Genomic DNA, 24,879 nt, shown 5'->3' on the forward strand with positions numbered 1-24,879 from the left:
TTTACGCTTGGATTTTATCGTTTTCTAAGATATTGGCTTCGTCTTCTAAACCAAATGCGACATGGGATTCAATCCATTTTCGGCGAGGTTCCACTTTATCGCCCATTAAAGTCGTCACGCGACGTTCCACGCGGGCAAGGTCGTCAATTGTTACGCGGATCAACGTGCGAGATTCAGGGTTCATCGTTGTTTCCCAAAGTTGGTCGGCGTTCATTTCACCAAGACCCTTATATCGCTGTATGGAATAACCATTCTTGAATTCTTTTAGCAATTCTTTCATGCCGTTTTCATCCCATGCATATTCCGTGCGCTCTTTTTTGCCTTTTCCTTTGGATACTTTATATAGAGGAGGAAGAGCTATAAAGACACGACCGGCTTCTACCAATGGACGCATATAACGGTAAAAGAAAGTAAGCAATAATACTTGGATATGTGCGCCGTCTGTATCGGCATCTGTCATAATGACAATCTTATCGTAGTTGCAATCTTCTAAAGTGAAGTCTCCTCCAACTCCTGCTCCAATGGTATGGATGATCGTTGAAATCTCCTCATTCTTGAAAATATCTGCAATTTTCGCTTTTTCGGTGTTGATGACTTTACCACGAAGCGGAAGAACAGCTTGGAATTTGCGGTCCCGTCCCTGTTTGGCAGAACCACCAGCAGAGTCACCCTCGACAAGGTAAAGCTCATTCTTCTCTGGATTTTTCGATTGAGCAGGTGTGAGTTTACCGCTTAGTAACGTATCTTTACGTTTTTTCTTCTTGCCGGAGCGGGCATCCTCCCGAGCCTTTCTAGCCGCTTCTCTTGCCTCTTTCGCTTTGATCGCTTTCTTGATTAACATAGAAGCGATATCCGGATTCTCTTCTAAGAAGTAGCTTAATTGTTCCGCTACAACGGCGTCTACTGCAGAACGTGCCTCTGAAGTGCCCAGCTTACTTTTCGTCTGGCCTTCGAATTGAAGCAATTCTTCTGGAATTCTGACCGAAATAATTGCCGTGAAGCCCTCCCGGATATCATTACCTTCTAAGTTTTTATCTTTATCCTTTAGCAACTGGGCACGTCTTGCATAATCATTGAAGATTCTAGTGATAGCCGTTTTTGCTCCGGACTCGTGTGTCCCGCCATCTTTCGTTCGAACATTGTTGACGAAGGATAATATGTTTTCTGCAAATCCATCGTTGAATTGAAAGGCGAAATCCGCTTCGATTCCAGTATGTTCTCCTTCGAATGAAACGACCGGATGTAAGGTATCTTTCTCTTCATTTAAATAGGATACAAACGATTCAAGTCCATCATCATACTGATAAACTTCCTTCACTTTCTCACTAGGTCGCTCGTCCACAAGAATGATACGAAAACCTTTCAATAAAAAGGCTGCTTCCCTTAAGCGCTCTGATAACGTTTCGAAGTTGAACTTCGTTACAGAAAAAATGCTTGCATCCGGTTTGAAGCGGATAGTTGTTCCTGATTTACGTGTTGCGCCTTGATGCTCAAGCGAAGTGACGGGTACCCCGCCGTTTTCAAAACGTTGATAATATTTCTCTCCGTCTCGACAAATTCTTACTTCCAGCCATTCCGAGAGCGCATTCACGACAGATGCTCCGACCCCGTGAAGTCCTCCACTGGATTTATATCCGCCTTGACCGAATTTACCTCCTGCGTGAAGAACGGTCAAAATGACTTCTGGAGTTGGTTTACCTGTCCGGTGCATTCCTGTCGGCATTCCTCGCGCCTCATCTTGTACAGAAACGCTGCCATCCTTGTGAAGCGTAACGGTCATTTCATCTCCGAAGCCGGATAACGCTTCATCGACCGCGTTATCTACGATCTCATGAACCAAATGATGAAGGCCTCTATGGTCGGTAGATCCTATATACATTCCCGGACGCTTTCTTACCGCCTCCAGGCCTTCGAGTACTTGTATGGAATCATCTGAATATGATTGATTTTGGTTCGACAATTTACCATCGGCTCCTTTCAACTACCTAAATCCATAATAGAACAAACGTTCGTTTATGTAAACGGCCGTATATTTATCGCTTGTTATATTGTAGCGATTTTATACGGTTTCGCAAACATAATTCTTCCAAAAAACAAGGGAATACTTCAATATCTCTGTACCAATCCGCACCTTATTTTTCACGTCTACCTTCTATCATACCATATCTGAACCCTTGTCATTATTGATTTTGACGCAAAAAAAGAGCTGCCAACAAATGTCGACAGCTTCTCTTTACAAGTTTTTAACAATATAATGCATGAGCGACTTTGATACAAACATCCATAATCACAACTTGTTCTGTGTCTTTTAACGTCTCCCAAGCTTCTGGGTGAATGACTCCTTGCTGCCCCCAAAAAGCTTTTGCATTTACACCTTTCGCTTCCTCCGCAATAGAAGGTAAGTGCTCAGGTCGACGGAAGACGTTGATGATGTCGATCTCTTCCTCCACTTCCTGAAGAGAACGATAGGCTTTTTCTCCTTGCCACTCTTCAATGGTAGGATTAACCGGAATGATCCGGTACCCTGCGTTCTTCATCGCTTCACTTATTTGATAGGATGTACGATGAGGTTTATCCGACAGCCCAACAACTGCAATCGTTTTTGATTGTTCCAATACATTTTTTATCGTTTCTTTTGATGGGTTTTGAAATGACACAAATAAGACCTCCTATTCTTCGATCAATCCTTCTTCCACCAGATATTCTCTTGCTACCGTTTCAGGATTTCGATCTTCAAAATCTACTTGGTAGTTCATTTCCCGCATTTGATCTCCTGTAATCTTTCCACCTAGTTGATTTAGGATCTCTTCTAGTTCAGGATAACGATCTAGAGTCTCTTGTCTCATGAGCGGTGCGCCTTGATAAGGCGGGAACAAATTCTTAGGATCTTCTAACACCTTCAGTTTCAAATCTACCATGTAACCTGCTGTAGCATAAGCATCAATGACATCTACTTCTCCTGTCTCAATTGCTCGCTGTCTAACCCCAGGGTCCATTGTTTTAACTTCGCCTAAATTCAAGTTATATAACTCTTTCATCCCTTGATAACCATCTTGGCGATCCTTGAACTCTAGAGTGAACCCGGCGGTAATCTGATCTTGTACTTGTTCTAGGTCTCCGATGGACTCTAAACTGTACCGTTCCGCCATTTCTTGAGTTGTAGCTACAGCATACGTATTGTTATACTCCATCGGTTGCAATAAGGCCATGCCATACGTATCTGCCATACCTTCCGCAGCCTGCTTGTACACTTCATCAGGTTCATTGGAGTTTGCTTGTTCTTCTAATAGTGCTACAAGAGCAGTTCCTGTAAATTCAGGATAAATGTCAATGCTTCCTTGCTGCAAGGCACTGAAAACGAAGTCTGTCTTACCAAAGTTCGGCTCCAGTCCAACTTGAAGATCTGTCTCTTCTTCGATAAGCAGCTTGTACATATTAATTAAGATTGCAGGTTCGGAACCTAGTTTTGCTCCAAGTACCAGGTCATTTTTCTGATTGCCAGCGAAGACAAGCGGTCCAACTGCAATGAGTGCACCTATGACTAGTAGACTGACAAGAGAACGGAATCCAGATTTAGCGGAAGTACGTTCAAATAATCGTAAAATCACGTCTAGTATAATGGCAAGCAGCGCTGCTGGAATGGCACCAAGCAGTATCAGATTCGCATCGCCACCACGATCTAATCCGAGCAGGATGATTTCTCCTAAACCTCCCGCTCCGATCAATGCAGCAATCGTCGTCGTTCCAACAATCAGCACCATCGAAGTACGGATCCCGGCCATTATCACCGGCATCGCAAGTGGGAGTTCGATTTTAGCTAAACGCTTAAATGAGTTCATTCCCATCCCAGTAGCCGCTTCCTTTAATGCAGGATCCACTTCTTTGATTCCTGTGTACGTATTCCTAAGAATCGGAAGTAGTCCATAAGCGGTTAAAGCGATGATGGCAGGTGTCTGCCCAATTCCTACAAAAGGTATGAGAAAAGCGAGCACCGCTAAGCTCGGGATGGTTTGCAAAACTGCCGTTACACCGATAATTGGTTCTGCGATCCTTTGGTTTCGAGTGAGCAACAAACCAAGTGGAACAGATATCAATGTTGCGATTACGAGAGCGATGATCGATATTTGGAAATGCTCCCACAGTGTTTCTACAAGCAACCCTTGTCGTTGTTCAAATACTTCTATAAAACTATTCATGACTGCACCACCCCGTTCTCTTCTTTCACTTGGCTTTTCAAGTAGAGGGCGATGTCTTTATACGACAAAGTACCAATCAATTGTTCCTTTTTGACGACAGGAAGCAGCGAATAGGACGCTTCATTCAAGATATCCATCGCTTCCCTTAATGTTTTGCTATTATCGATCACCGGAGCATCTTGACGTTCTCCTTCATGGACCAGTCCTGCAAATTCTCCCTGCTCGTCTTTTAGAGCGAATGCTCCTGTTGAAGGAACAGCGCCTCCATTCCAATCAACCTCCGAATAGACCTTTGAACTTGTCTGATCCATGATGACATCAACTGCCGTCTGCCAAGGTGTTTTGCGGCTGCCTATAAAGTCTTTTACAAACTCATTGGCAGGATGGAGAATTAAATTTTGCGGAGTATCCAACTGGACGATCGTCCCGTTTTGCATCAAGCATACACGGTCTCCAAGCGCCATGGCCTCATCCATATCGTGTGTGACAAACACGATTGTCTTTTGGATTTTTTGCTGGAGTTCTCTTATGTCTTTTTGCAGTTGCTCACGGCTGATCGGATCTAGCGCACTGAACGGCTCGTCCATTAAAATGATATCAGGATCCGCAGCTAATGCCCGGATAACCCCAACCCTTTGCTGTTGACCACCTGAGAGCTCACTAGGTCTCCTTTGACGGTGGACAGTCGGATCCAGTCCCACCATATTCATTAACTCATCGATCCGTTTTGATAAATCTTTCTTCTTCCACTTTTTCATCTCTGGCACGACGGAAATGTTCTCTTCGATTGTCATATGCGGAAAGAGTGCGATTTCTTGTAATACATAGCCGATGTTCCATCTCAACTCGTGTATGTTGTAATCTTCAATCGGTTTATTATGTATCGTGATCGTTCCTTCAGTAGGCTTAATCAATCGGTTGATCATCTTCATCGTAGTCGTTTTCCCACAACCACTTGGTCCGATTAAGGTAAGTAATTCCCCTTCTTTGACTTCTAGGTTGATTTCCTTCAGTGCTGTTGTCCCGTCTGGGAACGTCTTCGTAACATCTTTAAACGTAATCATCCAAAACCTCCTTTAGTGCAGTAAAATAATATTACAATACCCAGATTTCCTTACCCCAAAACATTTTGCAACTTTCTGAGTAAAGACGAGAAAAGAAGCACCTCCATTGAGATGCTTCTTCGATTACTGCTGCATGGCACTGTCGATAATTCTCCATGCTTCTTTATTAGCAAATGATTTACTCCATGTTGCAACCCCTGCTAAGTTATGTTCTTTCATCAGTTGTATTCGTGTCTGGAGAGAGGTTTTATCCTCCAACCAGATATAATACGTTTTGTTTTCTTCTTCATATGTCACAACATTTTGTCCAGTGGATGATTCAAACTCAGGTTCAATCTTACGGTCCGCCATCCACTTCTTCGCCTCTTCCATCGTCATAGACTCTGATGACACGTCCGTTTCCCGATTATCTAATTTTGTTACTGTCCATAACCTCGTATAAAGAGGAATGCCAAGGAGGACTTTGTCGTTCGGTACGAGTTCTAATAGATTGTTCATATTCTCCCGCACCCAGGGAAGGCTTGCTACACTTCCGGGATTTGGTGAATTAGCCCAATGTTCATCATACGCCATAACCATCATATAATCGGATGCATCTGCAAGTTGTTCGTGTTCAAGGAACTGCGACCACCTTTCGCTGCCATCAGGAAAAGCTACGTCGACACTAACAACCAGCCCCGCTTGGTGAGCAAGAGGGGTGAATTCGCGGACAAATTGAGTAAACAATGGACCATCATCCAAATAGACATTTTCAAAGTCAATATTGATGCCATCCAAGTTATAGACCCTCGAGTAATCCAGCAGCTGTCTGATCACATCTTGTCTCTTCTCGAAAGAGGACAAGACTTGTTTCGTTAGATCAGGATCGAAGCTGTTTGAAAAAAGCGCCCAAACATCTATACCATTCTCGTGAGCAGAGTCAACGTACTCTTTCTTGGCGTAGTTCTCAATATTTCCTTCTCCGTCTATAAGATGGAACCAAGTAGGTGACAGAACATCGATCCCACGTTCCGGCTTCACTTCAGTAGGAGTAGCATCAGAGTTGTAGAAAGCATCCCACGCCACGTGAATTGGCTCGTCGATTTCATGAATGTCTCGGCGCTTTTGCTTCTCGGTTTTAGAGTCTACCTTTTGCGACTTCAGATTCTCAACAGAATCTTTAGGAAGGTATCCTATCGTCCCGTTCTCCGACAAGGCGTGGAAAAAACGTCCTTCTTCTCCTATAATATAAACCTTGTCACCAGGTTCTAAATTGATATAATAAGGAGACATCACGGATGGACTTTTTCTTAGATTTGTCTGATAGTCTTCTGAACTAGATTTGATTTCCCCCATTTTCTTGTTACTGCCATTTTCATAGAAGACCAAAGCATGCTTCGTCCTATGTAAATAAACAGGATACACTTGTTCTAACCAACTCACTGCAAGAAAGAGTTGATTATTTTCAGATTTGGTAACAGGAAAATGGAGAGAACGTTCTTTCTGGTTCATGAAGTACTTCAATTCATCGGTAGGTAATTGGTACACATTTTCCGGCATGGTGACGATGACTGACTGTGATGCTTCATCGTACACAATATTCGAATCGACCTTCTCTTTAATGAAAGAAAAAGGTACATAAGACTGTCGATCAAAAGTGGTGACTGCGGCACCTTCCACGACTTCATTCTGATAGATGATAGAGGTGCTACCGTTAATCCCCACTACTTTTTCACTTGAAGGAAAAGGATAAAGAGTGGCGACTACTATGCCTGCGATCACCAAAAAGGTCAGAATGCCGATGAGGAAGATGGCCTTTAATTTCTTCTTTTTCATAACATCTCTCCCTGTCCAATCATACCGAATGTTGTAGAAAAAATAAATCGGAAAGCGGCTCTATTTCTTTGCTGGAATGCAGTTCTTTCCTTTCATATCTCGTGATAAACTAAAAATAAGACAAGAAGGAGTTGAGACAAACATGGAATATCTAATATATGGACTTATCGCTTATCTACTAGGATCCATTCCATCTGGACTCATTGTTGGGAAAATCGGATACAACACGGATATCCGTGAACATGGAAGCGGAAATTTAGGTGGGACAAACACTTTTCGCGTTCTTGGCGTCAAAGCTGGGATTATCGTTACCTTATCCGATATATTGAAAGGAACATTGGCAGCTTCCTTACCTTATCTATTAGGGGCAGATGTCATTACCCTTGTCATTGGAATATTCGCCGTCATCGGTCATATGTATCCTGTATTTGCCGGTTTCAAAGGCGGGAAGGCTGTGGCGACATCAGGAGGGGTGGTCCTCGGTGTGAACCCACTCGTTTTTGCCGTTTTGCTCCTCACATTCTTTGTTGTACTTTATTTGAGCAAATACGTATCCCTTGCTTCTATGCTAAGTGGTGTTGTTGGCATCATCGCGACATTGGTCGTTCAGGATTACTTATTGACCATAATCATTGCACTATTTACTCTTTTCGTCATCTATAGGCACCGAGCCAATATCAAACGAATTATGAATAAGACAGAACCCAAAATCACCTGGATGTAATACAACGGCCTGTGTACATTGATACACAGGCCTCTTTGGTGGATAGAAACGACAAAACTTTACAGAATAAGCTCAAAGTAGCACATCTTCTGAGTCAAACGATTGTATATAAGGATTTACATATTATATACTTTACACATAGAAAAAAGGCCTGAAAGGAGTCTTTGTTATGAACAAAACAGAACTACAGCAAAACAAATCACTACCTTCTAAGCAAGAACGTCATAAATTATTCGGCTCAGTGGAACCAGGTCCACGAACAAAGCCGATCGATAAAAATAAAATGGCAGACTTACAAAATTCCAAAAAGGATTTTCTATTTGATATCGACATGGTCGGGATCTCGAATGTTAAACACCCTATTTCGATACCGAGCACGATGACACCAGAGATCCAAACAACTATAGGTACATTCTCATTCGGTTCATCCATCGCAAAAGGAAGCAAGGGCACGAACATGAGCCGATTTACAGAACAGCTTGATAAATACCACCGGGAAGGCTTTGCCATTGATCTTACGACGCTAAAAACGTTCACCGAAGAATTAGCGGGCAGGCTGAAAGAATCAGACGCAGAAGTTGAAGTTAGTTTCCCATGGTTCTTTGAGCGAAAAGGACCCTACTCTGACCTTTCCGGCATGAACCATGCACACGCCACGATCCGGGTCGAGTACGATGAAAAGACCGGGCATGACATTACCTGTACCCTGACTGGAACCATCACGACATTGTGCCCTTGCTCGAAAGAGATCAGTGAGTACAGTGCACACAACCAGCGTGGCAACGTTACAATGTCAGTGAAGTTAACCGATGACTTTGACGAGCAGAAGACAGACTGGAAAGCAGCTCTCCTGGAAGCGGCTGAGAGCAATGCAAGTGCACGTATCCATCCAGTATTGAAGCGTCCAGATGAAAAGATGGTGACCGAACAAGCCTATGAGAACCCTAGGTTTGTTGAAGATATCGTCCGTCTCGTTGCAGCCGACTTGTATGAATATGATTTCGTCGAAGCTTTTGAAGTAACTTGCCGAAACGAAGAGTCTATTCACCTGCACGATGCAGTAGCATCTCTCAGCTATGATAAGAAGCAGGAACTGAAGTAACACATGAAGGACGTCATGATTGCCTTGATCCGGTTTTATCAAAAAGGCATCAGCCCTTTCTTCCCCCCCAGTTGCCGGTTTCAACCGACATGCTCAGCTTACGGGTTGGAAGCTTTCCAACGTTTCGGATTTTTCAAAGGGTTTTATTTAACGACGAAGCGGATCCTAAAGTGCCATCCATTCCACCCGGGTGGGTTCGATCCTGTACCAAATAAGAAAGAAAATCACTAACTGCATCCTGGGCTCTCTCAGGGTGCTTTTTCATAAAATGTTTACCATCCTAGGTTAACGGTAAAACGATTCGTAAACGAATTAGGAGTTGATACAATGAATTTAACAGTCACTGAAGAAGCAGCAAAATGGTATGAAGAAGAACTTGATGTAACAAATAAAACGAGCCTCCGCTTTTATGTCCGCTACGGAGGAGTTGGCGGGCTGCAGCCTGGCTTTTCATTAGGTATTAAATTCGAAGAACCACAAGAACCACTCGTCCAAACCGAGGTCGGTAACATCACATTCTTCATTGAAGAAGACGATGAATGGTATTTCGCAGACCACTCCCTTCAAGTTGAGTTGAATGAAAAATGGGACGAGCCGGATTTTCAATACGACTCAGAATAATTCTGTAATACCAAAGTAAGGAGGCAAAGCATGAGTAATCGTTTAGAAAGAGATGTAAAAAATTCATGGACGGTAGAATATGAAGAAATGCCGTTTCCATCCGTTCAAAAAGGTTGGGTGCTTCCTGTAGATCGTTGGAAAGATTTCGATCCCTTTATTTTGATGGCGGAAGATTGGTTCAAGCGAGGCACCTTCCCGGATCACCCCCATCGTGGGTTCCAAACCGTTACGTATGTAATTGATGGACGTCTCGAACACATTGATAACGGAGGCGGTCGTGATATTCTAGAGCCAGGTGATGTGCAATACATGAATGCAGGCTGGGCTGCTAGACACGCAGAAGACGGTGTGGAGAATGATATTGCACACACGCTTCAACTATGGTTGAACCTTCCAAAAAACAAACGAGACACGGAAACGATGTATCAAAACGTATATAATGAGAACGCTCCTGTAGTCTCCTTTTCTGGTGGGCAGATAAAAGTTTTTTCAGGAAACATCGCAGGCGTAGAAGGGCCGATGAAATCAATTGTACCTTTCACGTTATCAGAGATTGAGTTGTCAGAGGGCGCAGACTATACATTACAGCTTCCAGAGAATCATAATGCATTTCTTTATGTTTTAAGAGGTTCAGTGAATGTTGGCACATCACAAAAAACTCTCAAAAAGCATGATGTCTCTACCTTGACATATAAAGACGAAGGAAATCCTGATCAACTTAGTGATATATCGCTTTCGTCTAACCACCGCCGTACCAAGCTATTAGTCTATTCGGGAGAACCTATTCGGGAGGAAATCGTTCCGTACGGACCTTTCGTCATGAATTCCATGGATGAGATCAAAGAAGCGTTCCGCGACTTTCACGCAGGTAAGTTCGGTCCGCCCGCTGAATAAATTTTAGGAGGTAGAAATTATGGCCTTTGTTATTACTAGTCCTTGTAAAGGAGAACAAGCTGGAGAGTGTGTAGATGTTTGTCCAGTGGATTGTATTGAAAAAGGTGAAGATCAATTTTATATAGATCCTGAAGTATGCATCGACTGTGGTGCATGCGTCTCGGTCTGCCCTGTTGATGCTATTGTCGAAGAATATGAAATGACACCAGAACAAGAACCTTATTTAGAAAAAGCAGAGAAATTCTTCGGTCATATGTAATAAGGCTTGGCCAATCCAGTGATGGGTTGGCCTTATTCTTTGCTGATTCTCTTATTGATTGTTTTTTTTTATTACAGTTCGGAGTTGCTACTAAGTTTGAAGTGGAAGGTCCTGCTGAAAAATGAATTCATCTTGTTATGGTTCTTCGCTGTTTTTCGACAGCCATTTGATACCTTTCCTCTCAGCCTCTCCCTAATGGATATCCTAGTTCTCCCTCTAGAAGTCGTAGCAGTTCTGCTTTCAATGCCAAAATCTCACCTTCACTTAAAAAGTACATCCTTCTCTTAAAAGACCTTAACCAAATATGATGAACAGTTGACCGGAAAGGTTCACCAAACTGTTCTGCTGCCCATCTCCCTCCTTCTTCCTTCGACAAATATTTTCCTTCCTTCAAATAGCTATATAGCCGTACGGCATTCAATACTGCATTGTTGGGATTATCGCCGATTGTCTTTAAAGATTGTAACGTGTCATCGACCACAGACGACAAAAAATCGGCTTCTGGAATGGATGGAAACACTTCTTTTATCTCCGGTCCAGATACTCTTACTCCTCTTTGTCTCACCATCGTGACATGAGCCGCCAAATCTCCATCCACTCCTACCGGACAGAACGACGTTCTAGTTAGTAAAAGCTCATCCCGCCAAGCTTCACTGAAATGAAATTCATAAGTGCTTGGATGCGACCAACTCCTGAGGCTCTCCTTTGTGATTATACTGATTTCAATAGGATACGGACTATCCGATAGACCGAGGAAAAAGTTTGTAAGCTCTTTTCTCTGGTTGTCGTTCAGTGAATCAATTGTTACAACAAGCACATCGATATCACTTCTATCCGGTACGAAGCCAGTTGTAACGGCTGAACCGTGGATATACAATCCGACAAATTGATCCGAAAGTAAACGTCTAATTGCATCTTCAATAGGTTGTACCACAGAACGGATCATACTTGGTACTGGTAAGCAAGGATCCATGTGAACCTCCTAAAAAAATAAGGCGCTTTAAGAAGCGCCTTACTCGTGTCTAAGATTAAACCTTTCAATCTGATCTTTCTTGTTCTCTGCCTGCAAAATTCGGTATTGTGTATTTCCAAAAAGATCATAATGAGGGAAACGGGGATCACGGTGGATCCATTCAGGCTTTAATCCGTATTGTTTCCCCCACTCAATAAGTTTTGGAACATCAGAACAGCCGACCTTGGTCACAGTGTCACACCCTGGAAACCGATCATCCAGCCAAAAGTGAGTCAGGAAAGAGATATTCCCACTCTTCACATTTTCCTTCCAAGCTTTCAACTCTTCTCTCTTTAGCCCGAATGCCATTAATTTTCATTCTCCATGGCTTTAAGGTAGGCTTCATGCCAATCAGGGAAGCTACGCCGGATCGAAACGGGGCGAAAATTATCTTTCTTTACAATCACATGCTTTGTCTTACCTGTAACCGCAATTTCGCCATCACCGTGAACTATTTCATAGCCATACGTTACACGAAGTCCATCATACTCCTCTACCCACGTCTTGACTTGAGCATCCTCCCCATAACGAACAGGTGTTTTAAAGCTCATATTCGCATCGATAACAGGAGAAACAACACCCTGATTCTCAATTTCCGAGTATTTAAAACCTAGCGCATCGATAAAGGCTGTTCGACCGATTTCAAACCAGACAAGGTAATTAGCATGGTAAACAACGCCCATCATATCCGTTTCTTGATACCTTACTTGTATTGGTGTTTCGACTATTTTCATGAGGAAGACTCCCTTCTTACCGTATTCCACGCTTGTTCCAAGTCACTTAGTTCAAGCTGGTTCATATCTTCTATATCTTCTTCCACCAGACGGATTGCCTGGAATTGAATGGCTTCATTTACTAAATTATGAACAAAGCGCCCGTTGCCACGAATAGCATGGTCCCTATATTTCTCAAACAAAAAGGACTCTGCCCACTCATTGAAATGATACCCGTACAGACCAGCATGGTAATGGGTCATATCAATGAGTTCCTGCTCCTTGTAATCAGGGAACTGGAAGTATTTCTTAAAGCGTGATGACAGACCAGGATTGCTCTCCACCAACTGCTCCATTTCGTTTTGATAACCGGCAAGGATGACTACAAGGTTTTCATTATGCTTCGTCATTTCATCGACAAGTGTTTCAATGGCCTCTTTGCCGAAGTCATCTCGCCCGCCGTTATAGAGGGAGTATGCTTCATCTATAAATAGAACTCCGCCCAAAGCTTCACGAATTTTCCGCTTCGTTTTCATAGCAGTTTGACCTACATAACCTGCGACAAGATCGCTTCTGGAAACAACGACCATGTGGCCGCGCTTTAATAATCCACACTGCTTCAACACACCTGCATAAATATCCGCAACTGTCGTCTTCCCTGTACCAGGGTTACCTGAGAATACGGAATGCAGCTGAATCGGAACGACAGGGTAGCCTTTTTCTTTTCTCTTTTGCTGAGCTTGCACGAAAGAGGATAGCTTTTTCACTTCTTCTTTGACATTATCGAGCCCTATTAAGGCATCTAACCGTTCCATAGGGGAAGCATCTTCCTTGGTATCTGCAGATTCGAAAGCTAGATCATCGACGCTGATCCGCATATGATCCAACCAATGCTGCTTATCCCGCTCCGCTTCTTTAGCCCCTTTTTGGAAGACCGTTTTCAACACAAGGTTTCGGACTGTCCTTGCATTTCCGAATGAATCATCCACACGTTCCTGATCGATCAATGACGTAAATTCATTCAGCGCATCCTCTGTAAAGAAGAAATCATTTTCAAGCGCTGTATGCTCAGCGATTGTCATAAGCTCATCCATTTGATAGTCAGGAAGTTGAATTTGATTCTGTTCTGGGAACCTGCTTCTAAGGCCAGGATTGGACCATAGAAATTGTCTCATCTCTTCAGGGTATCCAGCCAAGATGACTGCGAATTTGCCCCCGTATTCTTTACTAGTCATAGCGGAGACGAGCGTATCAATGACAGCTTGTCCGTAGTCATTTCCCGTTTGACCTTCTCTCTTGAGACTGTAGGCCTCATCGATGAAGAGCACACCACCTATTGCCTGTTTAACATAATTCATGGTATTTTCTTCACTTTGTCCTACATAAGAGCCGACTAAGTGAGAGCGGTTGACCTCAACGACCTCTTTCGTATCAAGAATACCTAATTCGTGATATATATTGGCAAGTAGTCTTGCGATTGTCGTCTTACCAGTACCCGGATTTCCGGTTATGATCATATGAAGGCCCGGTTCATCTACCATAGAGAAACCGAAACTTTTCCTTCTTTGTTGATATTTCAAGAAATGATAATACCTTTTTATATACGCTTTCACATCATGGAGGCCAACCATCTGATCGAACGCCTCCAAGGGGTTCTGACTGGAGGTGTCTGTTAAAAAGGATGGAAGCCGTTTATATAGCTCGTCTTGGTCATCGGATAATTCTCTCGTCCGCTCATTAATTTCCCTTACAGGAATTCGGATGCGACGGTTTTCAATCGAGTTGAGTGCATCTCCGACCATTTCTTCTAGTGCCTCTAACTTTTCGTATACATCTTGATAAAGTTTCAGTCGACTGGACGCGTCTATAATGGTCTTCTCTGCGAGTTCGTGGTCCCACTTCTCACGCAGTTTAATGACATCTTCATAAATTGCGCGGGCTTTTTTCGCTTTTGCCGAATCATGGTCCGTCTCATGAAGCACCCACTGCTCAAAAGGCGTTTGCTTAAGCAGCGTATATGCCTGCAATAGTTGTTGGGATTCATATAAGCCATTCACTACTTGATGGTTGTTGTGAAGGACCTTTGCTTCATCGATAAACTGATCAGCTAGCGCATCACGGTCAGGATGACGCTTGATTCGATGATAAGCGAGAGTCGCATATAGTAACGCTTGTTCTTCTTTGTTTTCAATGGATTGTTCATCTAAGTATCGTAAAGCCTCAATTTCTGAAATGGGAGGCTGATCATCTATACTGTTCCAATTTAGTAGTTCGTTCATCATCGATCCCTTCCTTTCGACCAACTCCCATTTTATCATAGTCAAAAGCAAGCGTCCGCTCTGACGATGAGCAATAAGAAAAACCGCCCCCTTGAAGAGGACGGTTCAAGCCCTTAATAATCCTGATAACGGGCTTCTTCTTTTATTTCATCGCGCATTGCTTGAAGCGATTGATTGCGACGCTTGTTCTTCTTCTCAATATTCCGTTTTTCTTCCTCTGTCGCGAATTCCAGTGCATCATGAGAAGCTTCTATATTTTCGATCGTATTTTGGACATTTTCTTGAATAAGGTCCTTATTGTCAGAACGGTTATCTGGGTTTGGTTTCTTGCTGGCCATATGTTGTTGCTTGTGAGACATTTTAGTTTCCCCCTCTAAGTTGTACAAACAGGGACTCATTAAGAGTCGATGTTACGTTTCCCTTTTTGGAGGCTTTCTATGTAACCACCCTGCATTAGGATGGAATTTGATTGAGCCGATCATGATGACGCTTGTCTATTCTGTCATCAATTTGATCGAGTAAACTCTGGTCTTCCTGTATGGAACGGATGTTTTCTTTAATGCGTTCTTCTAAGGTTTTGGATTGGTTCTTTCTCATGGAAATCTCTCCTTTATAGAAGACTTCCCACATTGTAAGAAAATTATACCTATTCTAGCGCATTTTTCATCTCTACCATGAAGTCATATGTCATCGGCCCAACCTTCTTCGGTTTTTGGATGACTCCGTCTGTCCCAATGAAATACGTCGTTGGGATAGAGATCACCTGGTATTGTTCAGAGGTTACGCTCAATTCCATATCTAATAATACCGGAAACGTGAACCCGCCATCTTGAACGAACTGCTTCACATTCTCGATTTTGTCCGCTCGCTCCATTCCTTGTTCCCCAGCTGTTCCATTTATTGCTAATACAGTCACTTCATCCCCATACTCCTGCTGGAATTTCTCCATCTCAGGCATTTCTTCCTTGCACGGGGGACACCAAGTTGCCCAAAAGTTTAGGAAAACCTTTTGACCCTTCAGCTCAGACAATGTCACGGTTTGTCCACTTAACGTTTCTAACGTAAAATCTGGCGCAGTTTCTCCTACTTTCAACTTATCGGAAGTGCTTGGGGACACCATTCTAACACCGTCCTGCTGCTCATTGTCGGCCTCATGGTCAGCTTGTTTATCTTGAATAAAATTCACCACCGCAACAGCTACCAGAATGAATAATCCAATTACCGCTGCAATTCTTTTCCACATATATCTCTACGCCCTCTCTATCGGACAGATTCTTACTTATTCTATGTATGACTATAGCCAACATGACCAAGCTTTGTAAAGGTATTATGACTAGCAAGTTCCTTTAAACAAAAGAAACCGCCCTTATTAATAAGGACGGTTTCAAGTACAAATTACTTAGCAAGCTTATTACGTAGAACCATTTGTAGGATACCACCATGACGGTAGTAGTCTACTTCTACATCACTGTCGAAACGTGCGACAACATCGAATTCTTTCGTATTGCCGTCTTCAGCAGTAGCTGTAACTTTTACTAGGTCACGCGGTTTCACGTCTTCTCCGACTTTAACGTCGAATGTCTCACGACCCGTTAACCCAAGGCTTTCAATAGAGTCACCGTCTTTGAACTGAAGCGGTAGGACACCCATCATGACTAGGTTAGAACGGTGAATACGCTCGAAGCTTTCAGCAATTACCGTCTTAATTCCTAGAAGGTCTGTACCTTTCGCAGCCCAGTCACGGGAGCTACCCATACCATAATCATTACCTGCAATAACCATAAGAGGAGTATTGTCCTCCTGGTACTTCATCGCAGCCGTGTAGATCGGCATTACTTCTTCCGTCGGCCAGTACGTCGTGTATCCGCCTTCCGTTCCAGGAGCTAACTGGTTACGGATACGGATGTTTGCGAATGTACCACGCATCATAACTTCATGGTTACCACGGCGGGAACCGTAGGAGTTGAAGTTACGTGGACCGACACCGTTTTCCTGTAGGTACTCACCTGCAGGCATATCACGAGGGATGGCACCCGCTGGAGAGATGTGGTCAGTCGTTACGGAATCACCGAATTTACCGACGACACGCATTCCATTAAGCGGCTTCACTTCTTCTGGATTAGATGAAAGTCCTTCGAAGAACGGTGGGTTCTGAATATATGTGGAATCTGAGTTCCAGTCATACAATGGTTCATCCGTTGTTTCGATTTCGTTCCATTTTTCGTTGGAATTGAAGACACTTTCGTATTCTTTGCGGAAGATTTCTGGTGTTACGACATTGCTGATTTGTGCCTTGATCTCTTCCTGTGATGGCCAGATGTCATCGAAGTAGATATCTTTTCCATCTTTACCTTTCCCGATCGGTTCCTTCTTCAGGTCGATATCGACTGTACCAGCAAGTGCGTAAGCAACAACTAGTGGCGGAGAAGCCAAATAGTTCGCTTTCACTAGCGGGTGGATACGTCCTTCGAAGTTACGGTTACCGGAAAGAACAGAAGAAACAGTCAAGTCACTATCTGCAATCGCCTTTTCGATTTCTGGAAGCAACGGACCGGAGTTTCCGATACACGTCGTACAACCATAACCGACAAGGTTGAATCCAAGCTGGTTCAAGTAATTCATCAACCCAGAGTCTTCTAGGTAACGAGTAACTACTTTAGACCCTGGAGCTAGAGATGTCTTTACATAGTTCGGCACATCTAGCCCTAACTCGACCGCTTTCTTCGCAACAAGTCCAGCCCCAAGCATTACGTGAGGGTTGGATGTGTTAGTACAGGAAGTGATCGCAGCAATTGCAAGTGCTCCTGTCTTCATGACAGACTTATCGCCATTTTCAAATTGAACTTCCACTTCCTTGTCGAATTCAGACTTATCCAGCCCAAAACCATGGTTACCTTCAGGTCCCGTAATGGCTTTCTCGAAGGAGTCCTTCATTTGAGAAAGTGGAATCAAGTCTTGTGGACGTTTCGGTCCAGACAAGTTCGGTTCAAGTTCAGCGAGATCGATTTCAACAAGCTGTGTGAAATCTGGATCCTCTTGAGAAGGGTCGAACCATAAGTTGTTTCGTTTAGAGTATTCCTCTACCAGCCCAATTTGTTCTTCGCTTCGGCCAGTTAGGCGCATATATTCAAGTGTTTCGCCGTCAACCGGGAAGAAACCACATGTTGCACCGTATTCAGGCGCCATGTTGGAGATCGTCGCACGATCAGCTAATGGCATCTCTTGAAGACCTGGTCCGAAGAACTCAACGAATTTACCGACTACGTTTTGTTCACGCAGCTTCTGAGTAACTTTCAAAGCAAGGTCTGTAGCCGTTGTGCCTTGAGGGAAGCTTCCCACAAGTTTCACACCGATTACTTCAGGTGCTGGGAAGTAAGATGGTTGACCAAGCATTCCTGCTTCAGCCTCAATACCACCGACACCCCATCCAAGAACACCTAGACCATTGATCATCGTTGTATGTGAGTCGGTTCCGACTAATGTATCTGGGTAAGTATCAATTTCACCATCACCGTTTTCGTTCGCATGTACGACATTTGCGATGTACTCAAGGTTTACTTGGTGTACAATACCTGTAGCAGGCGGAACAGCACGGTAATTATTAAAGGCTTTCTGAGCCCAGTGCAAGAATTCATAACGTTCAGCGTTACGCTCAAATTCAAGCTCCATGTTTACATTCAAGGCATCAGGCGTACCATATTTATCAACTTGTACGGAGTGGTCAATAACAAGATCAACCGGTACTTCTGGATTGATTTCGTCTGGGCTTCCTCCCATATCAACCATTGCTTTACGAAGTGAAGCAAGGTCCACAACAGCAGGTACTCCTGTAAAGTCCTGCAAAATAACACGGGAAGGTTTGAATGGAACATCTTCCCCTTTTGATTGGTCAGTTCCCCAGTTCGCTAAGCTCTCAACATGTTCATCCTTGATGACATGTCCGTCATGTTGACGTAAAAGAGATTCCAGAAGGATACGGATGGAGAAAGGTAGACGGGAGATCTTACCATGTCCCGCATCTTCTAAGGCCTTTAAGTCGTAGTAGTTGTACGTTTGGCCGTTTAAGTCAAATTGTTTGCGAGCATTGTATGCATTGCTAGCCATATTCCTTTTACCCCCTCTTCAATATTTCAATGAAAAAGCAAGCTTCTTCATTCCCCAAATTGGTGCATTTGTATTCTTCAATATCCATGAAGTTCACAAATCTGCACCCCTAATTGTAAATGAAAACGATTTATAAGTAAAATAAATGTGCAAATTTTTCGGAATTTGCCATAAGTAAGCGGTTTATGAAGAAAGAATCTTCATCTTCTATAGTCATTTTCATATGCGGCACATTTTCAAGCGGACAAGATTGAGTTATAATAAGTAAAAGTAACTATTAGAAAAAATGAAACAGGTGATAGCATGTCAGGAGGATTCGCCCTATTCATCGTTGGTTGGATTGTCATCATGGTCACACTGATGGCAATAGGCGGTTTCTTTATGTTCCGAAAATTCCTGAAGCGTCTTCCAAAAGAAGATGGCAAGTCAATCATTGACTGGGAAGAACATTACGTAGACAAAACAAAACATATGTGGTCAAGTACCCAGAAAGAATTTCTCGAGGAACTCGTATCGCCGGTCCCCGAACTTTTCAGGGACGTAGCCAGGCAGAAGATTGCCGGACGCATAGGTCAGCTCGCTCTAGATAAAAGGAAAAAGAAAATGTCCCAGGATCTCATCATCGAAGGTTATATTCTCGCCACACCTAAGCGGGATCACAAATTTCTTATTAAGAAACTGGAAGAGAAACAGATTGATTTAGCCCCTTACGAACCGCTGCTGGAGCGTAATTACAAGCCATCTAAACCACGAAGTGTATAAAGGATACTTAAACAAAGAAGGACATCTCTATAGAGGTGTCCTTCTTATTATGCAGCAAAAATGCGCTGTTGTACCTTCGTCGCTTGGAAGCGTTGCTGAGTCTAATTATTTCTTAAGAAAACAAAAAAAGAGCACAAGCCAAGGCTCACACTCTTTTAGCAACATCTTGTTTTGATATTGTCTTTTCTAAGCGTATGTATTCTTTCAACATCGCAAGACGCCATGAGAGAATCATACCGAATGCTAGTAAAAAGAACATTCCACTCGTTTCCCCGAAGGAAATGGTCTGTCCAATTACAAGTTTCAATACAATGCGTAATCCAAGCAATCCGAATAAGATACCTATAAACGCTTTGGAGGGTTTTAAGTAGATATCGCCATCCCTTACTTCAAAACGGGATGTACGAATCAGGAATATCGAAAATATAACACCTACAGCAAGAGCCTCCAACACTTGACTGAAACTTACTCTGAAGACAGGAACAACAAACATCAAAGCACCTGTACTCATAAACAGAGGGGGTAGTATGATTTTTTTCACACTAGCCGGTTTCTTTGCTGCCCGTAACCTGATGAAAATCATGCCCGTTGCCATAATCGCACCGACAATCGAGCTAGCGATTAACCATAACATAGCAATTCACACTTTCTAAATCTGTTGCTTTCCTCAGTTGAGGACGCGATCAATAGCATCTAAAACACGTGTTTCATCGAATGGCTTCACAATAAAGTCCTTCGCCCCGTGCTCGATCGCCTCCACCACCATTTTCTGTTGGCCCATGGCCGAACACATGACGATGCTGACATCACTTGCTGAAGCCTTAATTCTCTTTAAGGCTTCAATTCCGTTCACTTCAGGCATCGTAATATCCATCGTAATCAGATCGGGCTTCAAAGACTCGTTTAAATCGATAGCCTCCTGGCCATTCTCTGCCTCTCCTACAACTTCGTGGTTCCCCTTTTGCAGGATATTCGTCAATGTCATGCGCATAAACTTGGCATCATCAACTACTAATACTTTCGCCATGCAAGCTCCCCCTTAATTCGCTTCCCCACGATCATTCGCTATAGTCAGTATAATCGTCATCGTCACTCCGATTACCGTTAAATACACGCCGAGGTCAAACAATAATGCCGTAGCTAATTCCGTCTTACCGAGAACCGGATGTTGGAAATAAGCATACGTCTGACTCAAGAATGGTTCGCCGAATATGAAGGAACCGATTCCTGTTGCTAAGGCGATGATTAACCCTACTGGTATAACGCAGCGGAAGTTGATAGGGAGAATCTTTTGCAGAGCGCGGAAACCATAAGCCATATACATGAGAACAAATGCTGCAGACGTCATCAGCCCTCCGATAAAACCTCCGCCAGGCGCATTGTGCCCTGCAAAAAACAAGTAGATCGAAAACCCTAGTAAGATAAATGCGATTAGTGTCGTTGTTGTTCTAAGAATGATGTCGTTTATTCGGGTCATACGTATACTCCTTTTTTCTTTCAATACTATTATCATATTACAAAAAAACAGAAAAATCCATGATTAGAACCCTTCGAAGTTAAATACCCCTGCAAGGTAAGATGTAAGCATGGTCATCCAATCGAAATATAGGGCTACTCCTATGACAATCATAAGGTATCCTCCTACTTTCACAATCATCCCACTATTACGCTTAATCCAGTTCAACTTTCCGATAAAGAAGGAAAGAAGAAGGAATGGTATAGAGAAGCCCAATGAATAGGATATCATCATCACGAAAAATGAGCTCGGGTCCTCAACCCCAAGCGCTAATACGGCACCAAGGATAGGTCCTGTACAAGGAGTCCATCCTAAAGAGAAGGTAAGTCCAATCAGGAATGATCCCAGATAGCCTACTGGACGGTTTTTAAAGGTGATTTTTCTATCCTTCATGAGAAACTCGAAATTAAAGATGCCCGTTATGACGAGACCGAAGAAGATGATCAGGATAGCCCCTAGTCGTCTTATGATCGTATTATTCTCAATGAAAAACTGGGAGAAAAATGAACCTGATAAGCCGAGCACGGCGAATATGGTTGTAAATCCCAGTAAAAACAAGATCGTGTGGAGCAGGCTCTTGCGGTTCAGCATAGCATTTTCTTCACGTAATTCACTCACACTCATCCCTGTTATGTAAGAAAGAAAAGCTGGAAAAAGTGGCAGCACACAAGGTGAGATAAACGAGAGAAACCCTGCTCCAAACGCAAGAAATAGATTCACTTCTGGCATGGTAAGTCCTCCAATTGTTGTCTTGGTCCAATTGTATCAAACGGTTAGTCAAAATACGATGAAACAATTGTGAACGATATAAAAAGCCTTCTTTCGTCAACCGAAAGAAGGCTTCTACATTATTTCACTTGGTTGTTCATAGAACGCATCATCTGATTGATCTTCTTCTGCGATGGTTTCTGACCCATCTGCATCATTAATGTGCGTAGCATTTGTTCGTTAATCGGCGGGTTCTTCTTCAAGTAGTTCATCATATACTTCCTTGCGATAAAGAAGCCTAGCGCCACTCCACCGACAAGCGTTAAGACAGCAATGATGATAACCCATACAATCCCCAAAGTCATAACTTCGTCTTCCTCCTTCGTGTTGTCATCCCATAACAGTATAGTAAAACACTTTCATAAATACAATAGGTGTTTTACAGGATCATCCGTTGACCTGCCAGCGGGGACAGCCACCCGTAGTGTTCTCCATTCGTTTCAATAATATAAAACGAGTGTGTCGATTTACGAAGAGGTTCTAACACCAACGCTTCTGCCTGCCAAAGATTTTCACACTGAAACTGACAACAATAGTTCTTATGATTCATTATACCATAGGTATCGATAGAATCGAAGAAATGATACAGTTTATTCTTACGTTCCTTCGCTTCCTCTTTTTTAGAAGAATGAGCTTCCAACCACTCAGAAAAAGGAAACGCTTCTGCAATGTATAACCATTGCTTCATGAGAGGTGATGATTGAGAGGACTGGATCAACTCCAGAAAGAACCGCTTCATCAAATCTACTTTATAGTAATACTTTTCTGCAATTTCTCGACGTATGGAAAATATCATCATCTGCATCCTTGTTCACTCCTTGCCCGTATTATACCGACCGAACAGAAGGAAATTTGTCAGTTCATGAGTCAACACATGAACGAATTTTGTCGATTGATTGCTTTAAAAGCATTCAAGCCACCGGAAAGTCCGGTGGCTTGATTATAATTTTTATTTAATTAATGTTTCTGCATGTTTTACAACGTTGTCTACTGTAAATCCGTAATTCTCGATCACAGTATCTCCAGGAGCAGAAGCACCGAATGTATCGATTCCAATTACAGCTCCATCAAGTCCAACGTAACGCTCCCATCCGAAGCTAGCACCCATTTCGACTGCTAGACGCTTGCGTACGTTCGATGGAAATACGCTTTCTTTGTAATCATCACTTTGAGCGTTAAAGCGATCGAAGGATGGAACACTTACAACGCGAACGTCGAATCCTTTTGTGCTTAGCTCTTCTTTTGCTTGCATCACAAGCTGTACTTCTGAACCAGAAGCCATCAGGATTGCATCCGGCTCTTCTTTATCAGAGTCAGCAAGAACGTAGGCACCACGCTTCACGCCTTCATATGCGTGTTCTTCTGTACCTTCAAGCGCCGGTAGGCCTTGACGAGTTAGTACTAGTGCGTGTGGGGTAGATTCTGATTCAAGAGCCAGTCTCCAAGCCGCACTGGATTCGTTCCCATCTGCAGGGCGAACAACAGATAGGTTCGGCATTGCACGAAGAGAAGCCAGTTGCTCAACCGGTTCGTGTGTTGGACCATCTTCCCCTACAGCAACGGAGTCATGAGTAAACACGTAGTTGACTGGAAGACCCATTAAGGCAGATAGACGAAGTGCAGGACGCAGGTAATCGCTGAATACGAAGAAAGTACCTCCGTACACTTTCAGTCCGCCGTGAAGCGCCATACCATTAAGCGCTGCAGCCATGGCAAATTCACGTACACCGAACCAGATATTACGGCCAGCGTAGTTTTCACGAGTGAAATCTTCTTCTTCTTTAACAGCCGTCTTGTTAGACCCAGCAAGGTCAGCGCTTCCTCCGAATAGGTTCGGAAGAGCTTTAGACAGTGCATTGATTGCTTCACCAGAAGAAGCACGTGTCGCAAGCTTGTCCTCTCCAGCTTTATATGTTGGAAGTGATTCCACCCAACCTTCTGGAAGTTCATCATTGATTGCCGCTTCAAACTCTTCGGCAAGTTCAGGGTGATCTTCACGATACTTGGCAACGAGATCATTCCAAGCCGCTTCTTTTTCTTCCCCAGTTTGCTGAACTTTGTTTTGGAAATCTTGATACACTTCATCTGGTACGTGGAATGGTTCGTGATTCCATTTGTAGAATTCTTTTGCAGCGGTTGCTTCTTCGTCCCCTAATGGAGCACCGTGAGAATCTGATTTACCAGATTTCGTAGGAGCACCGTAACCGATCACTGTCTTCACTTCGATCATCGTCGGTTGGTCCGTGTTTGCTTTCGCTTGTTCAATCGCCTTAGCGATCTCTTCTGTGTTCGTACCATCCTCTACGCGGATGACTTGCCAACCATAAGCTTCGTAACGTTTTTCAACGCTCTCGCTGAAGGAACGGTCTAGGTCACCATCAAGAGAAATGTCATTGGAATCATAAAGTACAATCAGCTTGCCAAGACCTAAGTGACCAGCCAAGGAAGCAGACTCTTGAGATACGCCTTCCATTAAGTCACCATCACCACAGATTGAGAATGTGTAGTGATCGACAACGTTGTAGCCGTCACGGTTAAATTTACCGGCTAAGTGAGCTTCCGCCATTGCCATACCGGTAGCCATAGAGATTCCCTGTCCAAGTGGACCAGTTGTTGCTTCTACGCCATCTGTATGTCCGAATTCAGGGTGCCCAGGTGTCTTAGAGCCCCACTGACGGAAATTCTTAAGATCGTCGATGGAAACGTTGTAACCAGACAGGTGGAGTAAGCTGTAAAGAAGCATAGATCCGTGTCCTGCGGAAAGTACAAAACGGTCGCGATCGAACCATTTTGAGTTTTTCGGATTGTGATTCATGAAGTCGGTCCATAGCGTGTACGCCATCGGAGCCGCTCCCATCGGCATCCCCGGGTGTCCAGAGCTTGCTTTTTCTACTGCATCAATAGTTAATGTACGAATTGTATTAATTGAAGTTTGTTCAAGGCTGTTTGCCATAATTAACAATCCCCTTTCTATTCAGGTATGTACCAAGTATTATCCTATAATGAAAATCCTAAAGACACAAGCGTAGACCTTCTATTTCCACGATTTC

General features: G+C 43.3%; 27 protein-coding genes. 7 read left to right on the forward strand and 20 right to left on the reverse strand.

All coding sequences use genetic code 11. From position 1 onward, the window contains the following. Position 1: 1 nt before the first annotated feature. The 5 genes from parE to E4663_RS06540 all read right to left on the reverse strand — a co-directional run bounded on the left by parE (position 2) and on the right by E4663_RS06540 (position 7,075). On the reverse strand, positions 2-1,960 hold the full coding sequence (gene parE / locus E4663_RS06520) for a DNA topoisomerase IV subunit B (protein ID WP_135327006.1): 1,959 nt from the start codon (positions 1,958-1,960) through the stop codon (positions 2-4). 283 nt (positions 1,961-2,243) lie between these two features. After that, positions 2,244-2,657 (reverse strand): CoA-binding protein, encoded by a 414-nt coding sequence (locus E4663_RS06525; protein ID WP_135327007.1) that lies wholly within the window; start codon positions 2,655-2,657, stop codon positions 2,244-2,246. A 12-nt stretch (positions 2,658-2,669) separates the two neighbouring features. After that, entirely contained in the window at positions 2,670-4,196 is a 1,527-nt protein-coding gene (locus tag E4663_RS06530) for an ABC transporter permease/substrate-binding protein (protein WP_135327008.1), read from the reverse strand. Further along, positions 4,193-5,260, reverse strand: a complete 1,068-nt coding sequence (locus tag E4663_RS06535; RefSeq protein WP_135327009.1) for an ABC transporter ATP-binding protein — start codon at positions 5,258-5,260, stop codon at positions 4,193-4,195. Before E4663_RS06535 ends, E4663_RS06530 begins: the two co-directional genes overlap by 4 nt. Before the next feature lie 123 nt (positions 5,261-5,383). Then, a complete protein-coding gene (locus E4663_RS06540) occupies positions 5,384-7,075 on the reverse strand; it encodes a glycosyl hydrolase family 18 protein (protein WP_135327010.1) in 1,692 nt (563 codons plus the stop codon). A gap of 142 nt (positions 7,076-7,217) precedes the next feature. Between E4663_RS06540 and plsY the strand changes: the two genes are divergently transcribed. From plsY to E4663_RS06570, 6 genes are all read left to right on the forward strand, one after another. Then, entirely contained in the window at positions 7,218-7,799 is a 582-nt protein-coding gene (gene plsY, locus E4663_RS06545) for a glycerol-3-phosphate 1-O-acyltransferase PlsY (protein WP_079480074.1), read from the forward strand. Positions 7,800-7,968: 169 nt separating this feature from the next. Beyond that, on the forward strand, positions 7,969-8,901 hold the full coding sequence (gene folE2 / locus E4663_RS06550; RefSeq protein WP_135327011.1) for a GTP cyclohydrolase FolE2: 933 nt from the start codon (positions 7,969-7,971) through the stop codon (positions 8,899-8,901). A 3-nt stretch (positions 8,902-8,904) separates the two neighbouring features. Continuing rightward, positions 8,905-9,132 carry a membrane protein insertion efficiency factor YidD gene (gene yidD / locus E4663_RS06555; protein ID WP_135327012.1) on the forward strand — a complete coding sequence of 76 codons (228 nt, stop codon included), beginning with the start codon at positions 8,905-8,907 and terminating at the stop codon, positions 9,130-9,132. Positions 9,133-9,228: 96 nt separating this feature from the next. Then, positions 9,229-9,522, forward strand: a complete 294-nt coding sequence (locus E4663_RS06560) for a HesB/YadR/YfhF family protein (RefSeq protein WP_135327013.1) — start codon at positions 9,229-9,231, stop codon at positions 9,520-9,522. A 30-nt stretch (positions 9,523-9,552) separates the two neighbouring features. Continuing rightward, positions 9,553-10,416, forward strand: a complete 864-nt coding sequence (locus E4663_RS06565) for a pirin family protein (RefSeq protein WP_135327014.1) — start codon at positions 9,553-9,555, stop codon at positions 10,414-10,416. A 19-nt stretch (positions 10,417-10,435) separates the two neighbouring features. Next, a complete protein-coding gene (locus tag E4663_RS06570; RefSeq protein WP_135327015.1) occupies positions 10,436-10,675 on the forward strand; it encodes an indolepyruvate ferredoxin oxidoreductase subunit alpha in 240 nt (79 codons plus the stop codon). 181 nt (positions 10,676-10,856) lie between these two features. Here E4663_RS06570 and E4663_RS06575 read toward each other — a convergent pair whose 3' ends face one another. The 8 genes from E4663_RS06575 to acnA form a co-directional block, all read right to left on the reverse strand. Continuing rightward, on the reverse strand, positions 10,857-11,648 hold the full coding sequence (locus E4663_RS06575) for an aminoglycoside adenylyltransferase domain-containing protein (protein ID WP_135327016.1): 792 nt from the start codon (positions 11,646-11,648) through the stop codon (positions 10,857-10,859). Between the two features lie 39 nt (positions 11,649-11,687). Next, entirely contained in the window at positions 11,688-11,996 is a 309-nt protein-coding gene (locus E4663_RS06580) for a hypothetical protein (protein WP_135327017.1), read from the reverse strand. After that, positions 11,996-12,421 carry an acyl-CoA thioesterase gene (locus tag E4663_RS06585; RefSeq protein ID WP_135327018.1) on the reverse strand — a complete coding sequence of 142 codons (426 nt, stop codon included), beginning with the start codon at positions 12,419-12,421 and terminating at the stop codon, positions 11,996-11,998. Before E4663_RS06585 ends, E4663_RS06580 begins: the two co-directional genes overlap by 1 nt. Further along, positions 12,418-14,679: an AAA family ATPase gene (locus E4663_RS06590; RefSeq protein WP_241657122.1), complete on the reverse strand. Its 2,262-nt coding sequence runs from the start codon at positions 14,677-14,679 to the stop codon at positions 12,418-12,420. Before E4663_RS06590 ends, E4663_RS06585 begins: the two co-directional genes overlap by 4 nt. Positions 14,680-14,792: 113 nt before the next feature. Beyond that, on the reverse strand, positions 14,793-15,038 hold the full coding sequence (gene tlp, locus E4663_RS06595; RefSeq protein ID WP_135327020.1) for a small acid-soluble spore protein Tlp: 246 nt from the start codon (positions 15,036-15,038) through the stop codon (positions 14,793-14,795). A 94-nt stretch (positions 15,039-15,132) separates the two neighbouring features. Beyond that, on the reverse strand, positions 15,133-15,276 hold the full coding sequence (locus tag E4663_RS06600; RefSeq protein ID WP_158290437.1) for an FbpB family small basic protein: 144 nt from the start codon (positions 15,274-15,276) through the stop codon (positions 15,133-15,135). A gap of 49 nt (positions 15,277-15,325) precedes the next feature. After that, on the reverse strand, positions 15,326-15,922 hold the full coding sequence (locus E4663_RS06605; protein WP_135327022.1) for a peroxiredoxin family protein: 597 nt from the start codon (positions 15,920-15,922) through the stop codon (positions 15,326-15,328). A 152-nt stretch (positions 15,923-16,074) separates the two neighbouring features. Continuing rightward, positions 16,075-18,783, reverse strand: coding sequence for an aconitate hydratase AcnA (gene acnA / locus E4663_RS06610; RefSeq protein ID WP_135327023.1), 2,709 nt, complete (start codon positions 18,781-18,783; stop codon positions 16,075-16,077). 303 nt (positions 18,784-19,086) lie between these two features. Here acnA and E4663_RS06615 point away from each other — a divergent pair, with 303 nt between their 5' ends. Beyond that, on the forward strand, positions 19,087-19,545 hold the full coding sequence (locus E4663_RS06615) for a DUF2621 domain-containing protein (protein WP_135327024.1): 459 nt from the start codon (positions 19,087-19,089) through the stop codon (positions 19,543-19,545). A gap of 145 nt (positions 19,546-19,690) precedes the next feature. Here E4663_RS06615 and E4663_RS06620 read toward each other — a convergent pair whose 3' ends face one another. From E4663_RS06620 to tkt, 7 genes are all read right to left on the reverse strand, one after another. Further along, positions 19,691-20,179, reverse strand: coding sequence for a CcdC family protein (locus E4663_RS06620; RefSeq protein WP_079480093.1), 489 nt, complete (start codon positions 20,177-20,179; stop codon positions 19,691-19,693). Positions 20,180-20,212: 33 nt separating this feature from the next. After that, positions 20,213-20,572, reverse strand: coding sequence for a response regulator (locus E4663_RS06625; protein WP_079480094.1), 360 nt, complete (start codon positions 20,570-20,572; stop codon positions 20,213-20,215). 12 nt (positions 20,573-20,584) lie between these two features. Then, the gene (locus E4663_RS06630; RefSeq protein WP_135327025.1) at positions 20,585-21,022 is read right to left on the reverse strand and encodes a Na(+)/H(+) antiporter subunit B; all 438 of its coding nucleotides are present in this window, start codon (positions 21,020-21,022) and stop codon (positions 20,585-20,587) included. Between the two features lie 63 nt (positions 21,023-21,085). Further along, the gene (locus E4663_RS06635; RefSeq protein WP_079480096.1) at positions 21,086-21,790 is read right to left on the reverse strand and encodes a cytochrome c biogenesis CcdA family protein; all 705 of its coding nucleotides are present in this window, start codon (positions 21,788-21,790) and stop codon (positions 21,086-21,088) included. A 119-nt stretch (positions 21,791-21,909) separates the two neighbouring features. Beyond that, complete coding sequence (locus E4663_RS06640; protein ID WP_079480097.1) at positions 21,910-22,134, reverse strand: YneF family protein; 225 nt, start codon at positions 22,132-22,134, stop codon at positions 21,910-21,912. A 74-nt stretch (positions 22,135-22,208) separates the two neighbouring features. After that, positions 22,209-22,634: a sporulation inhibitor of replication protein SirA gene (sirA, locus tag E4663_RS06645; RefSeq protein ID WP_079480098.1), complete on the reverse strand. Its 426-nt coding sequence runs from the start codon at positions 22,632-22,634 to the stop codon at positions 22,209-22,211. Between the two features lie 144 nt (positions 22,635-22,778). Beyond that, entirely contained in the window at positions 22,779-24,782 is a 2,004-nt protein-coding gene (gene tkt / locus E4663_RS06650) for a transketolase (RefSeq protein WP_135327026.1), read from the reverse strand. Positions 24,783-24,879: the final 97 nt, after the last annotated feature.

Origin of the sequence: Halobacillus salinus (assembly GCF_004684905.1) — a bacterium.
Classification (GTDB): Bacteria; Bacillota; Bacilli; order Bacillales; family Halobacillaceae; genus Halobacillus; species Halobacillus salinus.